This is a genomic window from Streptomyces sp. NPDC001617, assembly GCF_053596855.1.
Genome location: NZ_JBSFHA010000098.1, coordinates 1 through 13393, shown reverse-complemented (window position 1 = coordinate 13393; position 13393 = coordinate 1). Strand labels below are relative to the sequence as shown.

Annotated in this window: 11 protein-coding genes and 1 pseudogene; 8 read left to right on the top strand and 4 right to left on the bottom strand. The window is 71.0% G+C overall.

Translation table 11 applies throughout. From position 1 onward, the window contains the following. From hypB to ACWC09_RS44220, 6 genes are all read left to right on the top strand, one after another. A complete protein-coding gene (hypB, locus tag ACWC09_RS44245; protein WP_450856950.1) occupies positions 1-756 on the top strand; it encodes a hydrogenase nickel incorporation protein HypB in 756 nt (251 codons plus the stop codon). Further along, a complete protein-coding gene (hypF, locus tag ACWC09_RS44240; RefSeq protein ID WP_450856948.1) occupies positions 753-3131 on the top strand; it encodes a carbamoyltransferase HypF in 2379 nt (792 codons plus the stop codon). The genes hypB and hypF overlap by 4 nt, the downstream gene beginning before the upstream one ends. A gap of 32 nt (positions 3132-3163) precedes the next feature. Then, positions 3164-3466, top strand: a complete 303-nt coding sequence (locus ACWC09_RS44235) for a HypC/HybG/HupF family hydrogenase formation chaperone (RefSeq protein WP_450856947.1) — start codon at positions 3164-3166, stop codon at positions 3464-3466. Beyond that, positions 3466-4593, top strand: coding sequence for a hydrogenase formation protein HypD (gene hypD / locus ACWC09_RS44230; protein WP_450856945.1), 1128 nt, complete (start codon positions 3466-3468; stop codon positions 4591-4593). The genes ACWC09_RS44235 and hypD overlap by 1 nt, the downstream gene beginning before the upstream one ends. Further along, the gene (gene hypE / locus ACWC09_RS44225) at positions 4586-5671 is read left to right on the top strand and encodes a hydrogenase expression/formation protein HypE (protein WP_450856944.1); all 1086 of its coding nucleotides are present in this window, start codon (positions 4586-4588) and stop codon (positions 5669-5671) included. The genes hypD and hypE overlap by 8 nt, the downstream gene beginning before the upstream one ends. A 347-nt stretch (positions 5672-6018) precedes the next feature. Then, positions 6019-7044, top strand: a complete 1026-nt coding sequence (locus ACWC09_RS44220; RefSeq protein WP_450856943.1) for a 6-phosphofructokinase — start codon at positions 6019-6021, stop codon at positions 7042-7044. A 47-nt stretch (positions 7045-7091) separates the two neighbouring features. Here the strand turns inward: ACWC09_RS44220 and ACWC09_RS44215 are convergent, their stop codons facing one another. Further along, positions 7092-7982, bottom strand: coding sequence for a universal stress protein (locus tag ACWC09_RS44215; protein WP_450856941.1), 891 nt, complete (start codon positions 7980-7982; stop codon positions 7092-7094). Positions 7983-8219: 237 nt separating this feature from the next. Then, the gene (locus ACWC09_RS44210; RefSeq protein ID WP_450856940.1) at positions 8220-8885 is read right to left on the bottom strand and encodes a DUF4389 domain-containing protein; all 666 of its coding nucleotides are present in this window, start codon (positions 8883-8885) and stop codon (positions 8220-8222) included. A 404-nt stretch (positions 8886-9289) separates the two neighbouring features. On the opposite strand from ACWC09_RS44210, the gene ACWC09_RS44205 reads away from it, so the two are divergent. Then, a complete protein-coding gene (locus ACWC09_RS44205) occupies positions 9290-10711 on the top strand; it encodes a DEAD/DEAH box helicase (RefSeq protein ID WP_450856939.1) in 1422 nt (473 codons plus the stop codon). 133 nt (positions 10712-10844) lie between these two features. Next, positions 10845-12242 (top strand): RodZ domain-containing protein, encoded by a 1398-nt coding sequence (locus ACWC09_RS44200; RefSeq protein ID WP_450856999.1) that lies wholly within the window; start codon positions 10845-10847, stop codon positions 12240-12242. Between the two features lie 60 nt (positions 12243-12302). Here the strand turns inward: ACWC09_RS44200 and ACWC09_RS44195 are convergent, their stop codons facing one another. Both ACWC09_RS44195 and ACWC09_RS44190 read right to left on the bottom strand, forming a co-directional pair. Continuing rightward, positions 12303-13292, bottom strand: a complete 990-nt coding sequence (locus ACWC09_RS44195; protein WP_450856938.1) for a zinc-dependent alcohol dehydrogenase family protein — start codon at positions 13290-13292, stop codon at positions 12303-12305. After that, positions 13289-13393, bottom strand: a pseudogene (locus ACWC09_RS44190) (carbohydrate ABC transporter permease); the annotation flags it as partial. The pseudogene ACWC09_RS44190 and the gene ACWC09_RS44195, both read right to left, overlap by 4 nt.

Genomic DNA, 13393 nt, shown 5'->3' with positions numbered 1-13393 from the left:
ATGTGTCGTGTCGTCGACCTGCGGCAGGCCGTACTCGCGAAGAACGAGGCGAGCGCCCACGAGCTGCGGGCGCACCTCGCGGCTCGCGGCACCGCGGTCGTCAACCTGCTGTCCAGTCCGGGCAGCGGCAAGACCGCGCTGCTGGAGCGCGAACTGCTGCGAGCACGCGAGCGGGCCGTTCCCGTCGCGGCGCTGAGCGCCGATCTGGCCACCGAGAACGACGCGGCCCGGCTGGCGCGTTCGGGCGTGCCCGTCAAGCAGGTGCTCACCGACGGACTGTGCCATCTGGAGGCGGGGATGCTCGCCGGGCACCTGGACGGGTGGTTGCCCGACGACACCCGGCTGCTGTTCGTGGAGAACGTCGGCAACCTGGTCTGCCCGGCCTCCTACGACCTGGGGGAGACACTGAGGGTCACCCTCGCCTCCGTGACGGAGGGCGAGGACAAGCCGCTCAAGTACCCCACGGCCTTCGGCCTCGCCCACCTTGTGGTGGTCACCAAGACCGACATCGCGGAGGCCGTCGAGTTCGACGAGGCGGCGTTCCGCGCGAATGTGGAGCAGGTCAACCCCGGGGTCGAGGTGATGCTGACCTCGGCACGCCGGGGGCAGGGCGTCGGGGCGCTGCTGGACCGGGCGCTCGCCGCCGCGGACGGCGCACCCGTCCACGCGCCGGTCATGGCCCGGCCGCCCCATCACCACGGTCACACCCACGCGCACACGGAGGCCACCGGCACCATGGCCCACAGCCACTCGTGAGCGGTCCGCAGGCTCCCACCGCCGTCGCAGAGAACACCCCGCGACGCCGCCGGGTCACCGTCCGGGGAGTGGTGCAGGGCGTGGGCTTCCGGCCCTACCTCTACGGCCTCGCCACCGAACTCGCCCTGGTGGGACACGTCACCAACACCCCGGAGGGCGTTGTCGCCGAGGTCGAGGGCAGCGCCTCGGCCGTGGCCCGGTTCTGCGACCGAATCGCCGCCCAGGCGCCCCCGCTCGCCCGCGTGGACTCCGTCCACCACCGGGACATGCCGCCCGCGGGCGGCAGCGCGTTCACCATCCTCACCTCCCGCACCGGTGGACCGGCCCGCACTCTTGTCTCCCCGGACACGGCCACCTGCGCCGACTGCCTCGCCGAACTGGCCGACCCGGCGGACCGGCGCCACCGCCACCCGTTCGTCAACTGCACCCACTGCGGCCCGCGGTTCACGATCGTCACCGGTGTGCCGTACGACCGGGCCCACACCACGATGGCGGGCTTCGCGATGTGCCCCGACTGCGCCCGGGAGTACGCGGATCCGGCCGACCGCCGCTTCCACGCGCAGCCCGTCGCCTGCCCCGCCTGCGGGCCGCGGCTGCGGCTGGTCGTGGCCCAGGAATCGGGACTCGACGATGTCGGCGGGGCGGACCCGCTCACCGAGGCCCGCGCACTGCTGAGGCGAGGCGCCATCCTCGCCGTGAAGGGCCTGGGCGGCTACCACCTGGCCTGCGATGCCACGAACCAGGCGGCGGTCGCCCTCCTGCGCCGCCGGAAGGCGCGCGGGGACAAGCCGTTCGCCGTCATGGCCAGGACCGCGGACGACGTCCGGCACCTCGTCCGGCTGAGCCCCGCGGAGCGGAGCCTGCTCGAAGGCCGGGCCAGGCCGGTCGTCCTGATGAGGCGACGCGACGCGGCCGGGGATCTCCGGCCCGCCCAGGCGGTCGCGCCCGGCAGCCCCGACCTCGGCGTGATGCTGCCGTACACACCGGTACACCATCTGCTGCTCGGCCTGCCCGGTGACCCGGACGGCCCCCGGCTGCTCGTCATGACCAGCGGCAACCTGTCCGGTGAGCCGATCGTCACCGACGACACCGAGGCATGGGAGCGGCTCGCGCACCTGGCCGACGCCTGGCTCACCCACGACCGGCCGATCCATGTCCCGTGCGACGACTCCGTGGTCCGCGTCTGCGACGGGGAGCCGCTGGTGATCCGCCGCTCACGTGGCTACGCCCCGCTGCCGGTCTCCCTCCCACTGCCCGTGCGGCCGGCCCTGGCCGTCGGCGGAGACCTGAAGAACGCCTTCTGCCTGGGAACGGGTCGCCGAGCCTGGCTGTCGGCGCACATCGGCGACATGGACGACGTAGGCACACAGCGGGTCTTCGAGCGCGCGGTGGCCCAGTTGGAGTCCATTACCGGGGTGCGCCCCGAGACCCTGGTCTCCGACCGGCATCCCGGCTACCGCTCCGCCGGATGGGCCGACCGGAACGCGGCGCACCGGCCCGTCGTACGCGTCCAGCACCATCACGCGCACATCGCCGCCACGATGGCCGAGCACGGGCTGGACGGCACCCGGCCGGTGATCGGAGTCGCCTTCGACGGCACGGGCCACGGCGACGACGGTGCCGTGTGGGGCGGGGAGTTCCTGCTCGCGGACTACGACCGCTTCACCCGGCTCGGACATCTCGCGTATGTTCCGCTGCCCGGTGGTGACGCCGCGGTGCGCCGGCCGTACCGCATGGCGCTGGCCCATCTGAGGGCGGCCGGGATCGACTGGACCGACGACCTCGCCTGTACGGACGCCTGCCCGCCCGATGAACTCCGTGTCCTGGAACGGCAGTTGGAGCGAGGCCTGAACTGTGTCCCCACGTCCAGCATGGGCCGGCTCTTCGACGCCGTGTCCTCGCTCGCCGGGGTGTGCCACCGCGCCGGATACGAGGCCCAGGCCGCCGTCGAGCTGGAGGGCGCGGCTCTGCGCGCACCCGTCGGCGACACCACCGCGTACGCCTTCGCCCTGCACGTCTCGGAGGAGGACCGGGACGGCGCGGTACGGGCCGATCCGGCACCCGTACTCGCGGCGATCGTCGCCGACCTGCGCGCGGGCGTCGAGCCGGCCCTCATCGCGGCTCGCTTCCACCGGAGCGTGACCGGCCTGGTGCACCGGATCTGCGTGCGGGCGCGAGAGCGGCACGGGCTGGACACGGTCGCACTGACGGGGGGCGTGTTCGCCAACACGCTGCTCTCCTCGGCCTGTGCCGCCACCCTGCGCGAGGACGGCTTCACGGTCCTGCGGCACCACCTGGTGCCGCCCGGCGACGGCGGCCTGGCGCTGGGCCAGCTGATGGTGGCCGCCCGCGCCACTCCCACTCCCACCGACTGAGCGAACGCGCGACCGACAGCGAGGAGAGGCTCATGTGCCTGGCGGTACCCGGCAGAGTGCTGGACATCGAGGAACGGGACGGCACCCGGATGGCCACCGTCGACTTCGGCGGAGTGGTCAAGGAGGTGTGCCTGGAGTACCTGCCCGACCTCCAGGTCGGCGAGTACGCCATCGTCCACGTCGGGTTCGCCCTGCAACGACTGGACGAGGAGTCGGCGCGGCAGACGCTCGAACTCTTCGCCGAACTCGGCATGCTGCAGGAGGAGTTCGGCGACGCCTGGGAGATGGCGGCGACGGAGGCGGGCGTCGACCCGGTGGAAGAGGTGCGCAAGTAGTGAAGTACATCGACGAGTTCCAGGACCCGGAGCTGGCCCGCCGGCTCCTCGACGACATCCACGCCACGGTGACCAGGCCGTGGGCCCTGATGGAGGTGTGCGGCGGGCAGACGCACAGCATCATTCGCCACGGGATCGACCAACTCCTCCCGGACAAGGTCGAGTTGATTCATGGGCCGGGCTGTCCGGTGTGTGTGACCCCGCTGGAGGTCATCGACAAGGCACTGGAGATCGCCTCCCGATCGGAGGTGATCTTCTGCTCCTTCGGTGACATGCTGCGCGTGCCGGGCACCGGACGGGACCTGTTCCAGGTCCGCGGCGAAGGCGGTGACGTGCGTGTCGTCTACTCGCCCCTCGACGCGCTGCGGATCGCACAGCAGAACCCGGACCGCGAGGTGGTGTTCTTCGGCATCGGCTTCGAGACGACGGCGCCTCCCAACGCCATGACGGTCCATCAGGCCCGGAAGCTGGGCATCCCGAACTTCAGCATGCTGGTCTCCCATGTCCGCGTACCGCCCGCCATCGAGGCGATCATGTCGTCGCCGAGCTGCCGTGTGCAGGGCTTCCTCGCGGCCGGCCATGTCTGCAGCGTGATGGGCATGGGGGAGTACCCGGAACTGGCTGAGCGCTTCCGGGTACCGATCGTCGTGACGGGCTTCGAGCCCCTGGACATCCTCGAAGGCGTGCGCCGTACCGTCCGTCAGCTCGAACGCGGTGAGCACACCGTCGACAACGCCTACGCCCGTGCCGTACGCCCGGAGGGCAACCCGGCCGCCCGGGCCATGCTGGAGGACGTCTTCGAGGTCACCGACCGTGCCTGGCGCGGTATCGGGGTGATCCCGCGGAGCGGCTGGCGGCTGGCGCCGAAGTACCGCGACTACGACGCCGAGCACCGCTTCTCCGTCGAGGGCATCCGCACGCAGGAACCGGCCGAGTGCCGCAGCGGAGAGGTCCTGCAGGGGCTGCTCAAGCCGCACGAGTGCGAGGCCTTCGGCACTCTGTGCACCCCTCGCACCCCCCTGGGCGCCACGATGGTCTCCAGCGAGGGCGCCTGCGCGGCGTACTACCTCTACCGGCGTCTGGACGTGCCCACCACCACGGATCGGGAGGCGAGCCCCGTTGTCTGACACCACAGACCTCCCCGCCCCGGCCCCCGCCCTCGACATCGAGGCGTGGACGTGCCCGGCGCCGGTGCGCGACCGGCCCCGCGTCGTCATGGGCCATGGCGGCGGCGGAGTTCTCTCCGCCGAACTGGTCCAGCAGATCTTCACCCCCGCGTTCGGCGGCGAGGTGCTCGCCCAACTGGGTGACGCCGCCGTCGTCTCCCTCGGCGGAGCCCGGCTGGCGTTCTCCACCGACTCCTACGTGGTGCGGCCGCTGTTCTTCCCCGGCGGGAGCATCGGCGATCTCGCGGTCAACGGGACGGTCAACGACCTCGCCATGAGCGGCGCCCGCGCCGCCTACCTCTCCTGCGGATTCATCCTGGAGGAGGGCGTCGAGCTCGACGTGGTCACGCGAGTGTCCGAGGCGATGGGCGCGGCCGCGCGCACCGCCTGTGTGGAGGTGGCCACCGGCGACACCAAGGTGGTGGAGGCCGGCCACGGAGACGGGATCTTCATCAACACGGCGGGCATCGGCCTCGTCCCGGCCGGCGTCGATCTGCGTCCCCAGCGGGTCGTCCCCGGCGACGTCGTGATCGTCAGCGGAGCCATCGGTGTCCACGGCGTGGCGATCATGAGTGTGCGCGAGGGCCTGGAGTTCGGAGTGGAGATCAAGAGCGACTGCGCGGCGCTCGGCGGGCTGGTCGACGCCATGCTCGCCGTCACCCCGGATCTGCACGTCCTGCGCGATCCCACCAGGGGTGGCCTGGCGGCCTCGCTCAACGAGATCGCGGAGGCCTCCGGGACCGGGGTGGTCATCCGGGAACGCGACGTCCCGGTGCCGCAGGCCGTGGCCAACGCCTGCGCCATTCTCGGACTGGACCCCATGTACATCGCCAACGAGGGCAAGCTGGTGGCCTTCGTCCCGCGCGAGCACGCCGACGCCGTTCTGGAGGCGATGCGAGCCCATCCTCTGGGCGCGGACTCGGTGATCATCGGCGAGGCCGTCGAGGCACATCCCGGCATGGTCGTGGCCCGCACCGGCCTGGGCGGGACGCGGGTGGTGGACCTGCCGATCGGGGAGCAACTACCGCGGATCTGCTGACGGAGGTGTCGCTCGTCGAGCAGCGGGCCGTCAAGACGTCGATGGGCACCGTCAACCCGGTCGGTGCCCGGACGGCGGATCCTGTGGATCGACGCCGGTCGTGGCGGAACTCCGTCGGAATGACCGGGCCCCGGCGCGAACCCCTCGACCACCCGCGGGAGTGCCGGACGATACCGAGCTCACCCGCGCCAACCACGAGCGAGCCGTCTGGATCTCCCGTTCGCCGAGTGGCCACTGCGGTCCGAATGGAGGGAGGCTGTAGGGGAGGTGATCCATGTTCCCCGGCAGCGGTTTCGATCGCCGAGGAGGCCGCCACCAGGTCGGTGACCAGCTGATGGGAGGAAGCCATGAGGGTTGGAGTGCTGACCGGCGGCGGTGACTGTCCCGGCCTCAATGCTGTGATCCGCAGCGTCGTCCGCAAAGGCGTACAGGAGTACGCCTTTGAGTTCGTCGGTCTGCGAGACGGCTGGCTCGGCGCGCTCCAGGACAGGGTAGTGCCGCTCGACATCCCCAGCGTGCGCGGAATCCTTCCCCGCGGCGGAACCATCCTCGGCTCCTCCCGTACCAACCCGCTCAAGCACGAGGACGGCCTGCGGCGGGTGCAGGACACCCTTGCCGCGCACAACGTGGACGCGCTCGTCGTGATCGGCGGCGAGGACACGCTCGGTGTGGCCACCGAGCTGAGCCGTCAGGGGATCAATCTGGTCGGTGTACCGAAGACCATCGACAACGACGTGTCCGGCACCGACTACACCTTCGGCTTCGACACCGCCGTCGGCATAGTGACCGAGGCCATCGACCGCCTCCACACCACTGCCGAGTCGCACATGCGCACCCTGGTGGTGGAGGTCATGGGGCGGCACTCCGGGTGGATCGCGTTGCATGGCGGCGTCGCGGGCGGTGCCAACGTGATCCTCATCCCGGAGCGGCCGTTCGACATCGATCTGGTCTGTGAGCGGGTGAAGAGCCGATTCGAGATCAACTACGCGCCGATCGTCGTGGTGGCCGAGGGGGCCGTCCCCCAAGAGGGACAGATGATGGTCAAGGACCAGACGTTGGACGAGTTCGGCCATGTGCGACTGTCCGGCATCGGCGACTGGCTGGCCCAGGAGATCGCGGACCGTACAGGCACGGATGCCCGCACCACGGTCCTGGGGCACATCCAGCGCGGCGGCACGCCGAGCGCCTTCGACCGGTGGCTGGCCACGCGCTTCGGGCTGCACGCCGTCGACGCGGTCAAGGACGGCGACTTCGGCGTGATGGTTGCCCTCCAGGGCACGCAGATCGTCCGTGTTCCGCTCGCCGATGCCACAGAGAAGACCAAGCGGGTCGATCCGTCGCTGTACGACGAGTTCGAGGTGTTCTTCGGCTGACTGCCCCACGCACTCGCCGGATCGCCATCAGACCTGCCGGTCCGCCATCAGCCGACGTGCGGAACGACCGCGACCGGGCAGCGGGCGTGGTGCAGGACGGCGTGGGTGACAGGCCCCAGTCTGCCCTCGACCGCCTGGGGATCGGTACGGCGGCCCACGACGAGCAACTCCGCATCCGTGGACGTGTTCAAGAGCGCTTCCGCGGGGTGGAGGAGCACGACATCGGGACGGACCGTCACCCCCGGATACTTCTCCTGCCACGCGCGCAGGGCGTCGGAGAGCTGCATGACCTCCTGATCCTCCCAGGTGGCGCGGTCCTCCTCGGTCACGACCAGCGTCCGGGGAGACACGGAGTCGGCAGGAAGGGCCCATGCCTGGACCACTCGCAGACGTGCTCCGCGTGCCTCAGCGGCCGAGAACGCGAAGTCCGCCGTCTCGCTGATCGGCTGATGCGCGTCGAACCCCACCACTAGCCGGGTGGCGCCGCGTGCCCTGTGCATCCCTTCTTCGAAGGCGTCGGCGTGCTCGTGGGGCACCAGCACAACGGGGCAAGGAGCCGCCATGGCCATGCGCAGGGCCACCGAGCCGACCGCGAGACCGTCGAAGCCACCCGTCCCCCGTGTGCCGACGACGAGGAGCCCGGCAGCGCGTGCCGCGGCGAGGAGTGCCGAGATCGGGGCGCCATCGGTCTGTTCACCCCGTACCTCAAGGCCCGGGTAGCGGTCGCTGAGATCGGCGACCGTCCGCTGGAGCATCCGCTCACCCATGTGACGCAACCAGTCCACCGCAGAGAGCGGCACGGCGGCGCCCGGAAGCGGCGGGGAGGCATGCATCAGGCGCAGCGGAACGCCGCGCAGCGCGGCTTCCCGCGCCGCCCAGTCGGCTGCCACCGAACTGTGTGCGGACCCGTCGATACCCGCCAACACAGGGTGACTCATCGTGTCCTCCTTCGCCCGGCGTGGCCCTCCGCAGTAACCGCACGGCCCATGCCTCTTCTCTTCCACTGTTCCACGGCAGGACCGGGACGGCCTTACAGCCGGATCCTGCGGACTTACGACGCCGCAGCGGCGCACACCGCCTCAGGGACGTCCGGGGACCGAGATGAGCGAGGCGTCACGGATGTGGCCAGGCCGACGACGCCCGGGAGCATGCCGATTCGGCCACCGGCGTGGTGATCACACGCGCTCTTCCGGATCGAGCGTCTCCGGGCCGCCCAGGTCCAGGCGGAACGGTGGGTAGGTGTCCGTCATCAGAGCGGCGTAGGCGGTGACTCGCAGGACCCATCGGTTGAGGCCGATGATCAGGTCGAACAGGTCCTTCGGATACTTCTCGGTGAAGGCCAGGATCACGGCCGCGATGATGGTCAGCACGCCGATCAGCCCGCCGGACCACCAGCCGAATTGGGCGCCGCTGAGGAAGAAGCCGATGACCATGTAGTGCGGGATGGCCAGGAGCCACCACTTGACCAGCACCAGGCCGCGGGAGAGCCGCTCCGGGTAGGCGATGTCCAGCCGTGCCGGGTAATCCGGTTCCTCGCCCAGGCTGAACGGCGGGTACCGGTCGGTACCCAGGGCGTCGTACGAGTAGTACGAGACCCGCCAACTCCAGCGCAGCACCCCCAGGTTGAAGTCGAACAGGGCACGGGGATAGCGCTCGGTGAACAGGATGGCGAAGAACGCGATCACGGTCACCAGGGTGAAGGCGATCCAGAGGAAGAACAGCACCACGTAGTGCGGAATGGCGAGGATCCACTTCACGAGCCACAGCCATCGGGACAGTGGCGAGTCGATACGCGCGTTCACCCGGACCGGGCGCTCCGGGAATCCCACCAGGTTCGTCATGGTGATCAGCTCCTTCGCCTCGGCGCTGGAGTCGCCGAGTGGGCTTATGACCAGCCTGGCTGCTTCCGCCCGACGCCGCGAGGGCAGTGTGGGACCGTCGGGGCCCCTGGCGGAGTGCGCGGCCGCCAGTTCGGGGCACAGCTGCGCGGAGACAGGGTGCCGACGCCCTTTTTCCCGTGCCTGGAAGAAACCCGGCGTTCAGCGCGTCGGGACAATCCGCACAGGCGGGTCCGGTTGTCGTCCGCGCTGGGCGGCGCGGCCATGGGAGGCCCGGGCGGTGTGCCCCGTGCTAGCGTGGGGCGTTTGCAGCGTCGCTGTGTCGGTGCCCGGTTCGCGGTCCCTGGCAGGTGGCCGCGTCCCCGCCGCGCCTTCCTCGGTACGGTCCCTTCGGAGGAAGGCTCTCTGTGAGCGAATCAGCACGTGCCGATGCCCGGCAGCAGGATGAGGTGTCCGAGGCGTCGGGCGCCACCGCGGCTCTGCCCCCGGCGGAGTCCTTCGCGGAGCTGGGACTGCCGGCCGAGATCCTGCGGGCGCTCGACGAGCACGGCGTGACGGTGCCCTTCCCCATCCAGGCGGCGGCACTGCCCAACGCACTCGCGGGACGGGACGTTCTGGGCCGGGGCCGTACCGGATCCGGCAAGACGCTCGCCTTCGGCCTGGGGGTGCTCGCCCGGACGGCCGGGCGGCGTGCGCAGCCCAAGGAGCCGCTGGCGCTCGTCCTGGTGCCCACCAGGGAGCTGGCGCAGCAGGTCGGTGAGGCGCTCACCCCGTACGCCGAGGCGCTGCGGCTGCGGCTCGCGACCGTGGTGGGCGGGGTGTCCATCGGACGGCAGGCCGCCGTGCTGCGGGACGGCGCCGAGATCGTCGTCGCCACACCCGGCCGACTGCACGACCTCATCGACCGCAAGGCATGCCGGCTGGGACAGGTGCGCATCACGGTCCTGGACGAGGCCGACCAGATGTGTGACATGGGGTTCCTGCCGCAGGTCACCGAAGCCCTGGACCAGGTGCGTCCCGACGGGCAGCGCATGCTGTTCTCCGCCACCCTCGACCGCGATGTCGACCAGCTGGTGCGGGACTACCTGCGCGACCCCGCTGTCCACTCCGTGGACCCCTCCTCCAGCGCGGTCTCCGCGATCGAGCACCACGTCTTCGTCGTGCACGGCCCGGACCGGTACGCCGTGACCACGGAGATCGCCTCTCGGGACGGCCGTGTCCTGCTGTTCCTGGACACCAAGCACGGCGTCGACCTGCTCACGCGGCATCTGCGGGCCAGCGGCGTGGCCGCCGCCGCCCTGCACAGCGGGAAATCCCAGCCGCAGCGCACCCGGACCCTGGCCCAGTTCAAGAACGGTCAGGTCACCGCGCTGGTAGCGACGAACGTCGCCGCACGCGGCCTGCACGTCGACGACCTCGACCTCGTGGTCAACGTCGACCCGGCCACCGACCCGAAGGACTATCTGCACCGCGCGGGCCGCACCGCCCGGGCCGGCCGCTCCGGCACCGTCGTGACACTCGTCCTTTCGGGACAGCGCCGCGAGACGAGCCAGGTCATGGCGGACGCCGACGTCGCCCCCAGGGTCACCAAAGTGTGGTCCGGCGAGGCGGAGTTGAGCCGGATCACCGGTGCCAAGGCCCCCTCCGGAACGCCCCTCGACGGCGGGCCGGCCGTACCGCGCCCCAAGAACCACAACGCCCCGTTCCGCGGCCTGGGCAGCACCAAGGACGCGAAGGGCGGCTCCGGCGGCAGGCCGTCCCGCAAGAGCAGCGAGGCCCGCACGCTCGCGGAGGCCCGCAAGGCGGCCCGGGTGCGGCGCGGCGGCTGAGTCCGGCCGGCCGTACTGCCGGGTGCTGTCTTCGTCTACGCTGCTGGACGGATGCGTGGGACCGGAGATCGGCCGGGGTGGACCGGACGGCGTCACGTGCGGGTGACCGTGCGCAGGGGGAGGCGTGCACACGATGGAGAACGGCGCGGACCTGCCACGGCGGATCGGTGTCTACACCGTCGAGCGAGAGCTGGGCGCGGGCGGCATGGGGACGGTCTACCTCGCCCGGTCACGGGGCGGTCGGGCCGTCGCGGTCAAGGTGGCGCGCCCCGAGTTGGCCGCCGACCCGCACTTCCGTGCACGGTTCCGCGCAGAGGTCGAGGCGGCCCGCAGGGTCGGCGGTTTCCACACGGCTCCGGTCGTGGACGCCGATCCCGACGCGGAGGCGCCCTGGCTGGCCACCGCGTACATCCCCGGGCCCACGCTCGCCGAGCTGATCGAGAGTCAAGGGCCCATGGACAAAGAGCAGTTGAGGTCTCTCGGGGCGGCGCTGGCAGAGGCGCTCCAAGCCGTCCACGCCTGTGGGCTCGTACACCGGGATCTGAAGCCGGGCAACATCATCATGGCCGACGACGGCCCACGCGTCCTCGATTTCGGCATCGCGCGGGCCGTGGAGTCCACCCGGCTGACCGCCACCGGGGCGGCCTTCGGCACTCCCGGATACCTCGCGCCCGAGCAGGCGCAGGGCGACGAAGTCGGCGGTGCCGCCGACGTGTTCGCGCTCGGGGCCGTACTCGTCGCGGCGGCCGGGGGCAGCGCGTTCGGCACCGGGACGCCCATGGGGCTGATGTACCGGTCGGTGCACGAGCCCGCGGATCTCTCCGCGCTGCCGGGGGAGCTACGGTCGCTGGTCGCCGCCTGCCTCTCCAAGGATCCCGCCGACCGTCCCACACCCGAGGCGCTCCTGGGCTCGCTCGGACCGGACCCGAACCCGGAGCTCGTACCGGATCCGAACACACTCGCGCTCGCCACCCCTGACCGGCCGCGCTTCGGACCGCCGGTCCCGGTCAAGCCCCCCGCCGATCCCGGCCGCGTCGACGAACCTCTCCGGCCCGCCCCGGCCGAAGCCTCGCGCACGCCCCGCGTGGTCACCCTGCTGATCGTGGCCACGGTCGTGACGGGGGCACTCGTGGGCGGTCTCCTCGCCCTCACACGGCAAGGGGACGACAACAACAAGGGCGACGGCCCCTCCGTCACCGCTTCGGATTCCCGGCGGGCCACGTCACAAGCCTCCGCTCCGCCGTCCACGCCCGCTTCCTCCCGGGTGAGCACCACCCCCAAGGACCGCGTCACCGTCGCGGTGACCGCCAAGAGCGGGCGGAGCTGGATCTCGGTGAAGGACCACAACGGCCGAATTCTGTTCGACGGAGTGCTGGGCAACGGCGAGAGCAAGAACTTCACGGACAACAGCCAGATCACCCTGGTCCTTGGCGATGCCTCCGTCCTCCAGCTCGTCGTCAACGGCAAAGAGGTCCCCAACGACTTCCAGCCCGGCCAGGTCGAACGTCTCACCTACGGCAGAAGCGACTAGATGTATTGACCCGCAGCGTTGTTGACGCGGCTGCGGGGGGCCGGCGTCATCGAGTAAGGCTCAGGGCAGTACGACGATCTTGCGTCCCTGGCCTGCTGCGAACTGTTCCAGTGCCTGTGGGTACTGGGCCAGCGGCAGGCGGTGGCTGATGAAGACCTGTGGATCGAGTACCCCGGTGGCGAAGAGCTCGGCCGCGCGCTCGTAGCTGTGCAGGACGGCCATGGAGCCGGTGATGGTGATCTCCTGGTTGTAGATGCGGTAGGGCGAGATGGTGGCTGTCGTCGCGTAGTCGGAGACCCCGAACTGGAGGAAGGTGCCGGCCTTGGCGACGCGGTCCAGGCCGTCCTGGATGGCGGCGGCGTTGCCGGTGGCGTCGACGACCACGTCCCAGCCGGCCGGCCGCCCCAACTCGTCGGCCGAGAGGGCCGCTTGGGAGCAGCCGAGCTTCTCGGCCGTGGCCAGTCGTTCGGGGTTGACGTCGACGACGTCCACCGAGGCGGCTCCGGTGCGCTTGGCGAGCTGGAGCATCATCAGGCCCATGGTGCCGCTGCCGTAGATCAACACGTGGGAGCCGAGCCTGCTGCGCAGGACGTCGTAGCCGCGCACGGCGCAGGACAGCGGTTCGATCAGGGCCGCGTCCTGGACGTCCACGTGGTCGGGCAGTCGTACGCAGTTGGCGACGGGTGCCACGGCGTACTCGGCGGCGCCGCCGGCCCTGGTCACGCCGATCGCCTGCCAGCGGTCGCAGAGGTTGTTGCGGCCGGCTCGGCAGTAGTGGCATTCGTTGCAGTACAGGGAGGGGTCGACGGCGACTCGGTCGCCGACGGCGAGTTCGGTGACCTCGCTGCCGAGGCCGACGACCTCGCCGGCGAATTCGTGGCCCGGTATGACAGGGAGGGTGGGTGCGAACTCGCCCTGGAGGATGTGCAGATCGGTGCCGCACAGCCCGCAGGCCGCGACCTCGACGACGACCTCGCGCGGCCCGGGGGTGGGGTCGGGCACGGTGGTGACGGTGACCTTGCCGGGGGCTTCGATGACAGCGGCTTTCACTTGACTGCTCCTAGGGACAGGCCGCGGACGAGTTTGTCCTGGGCGGCGAAGCCGGCGATGAGGACGGGCAGGGAGACGAGGGTGGCGGCGGCGCAGAGCCG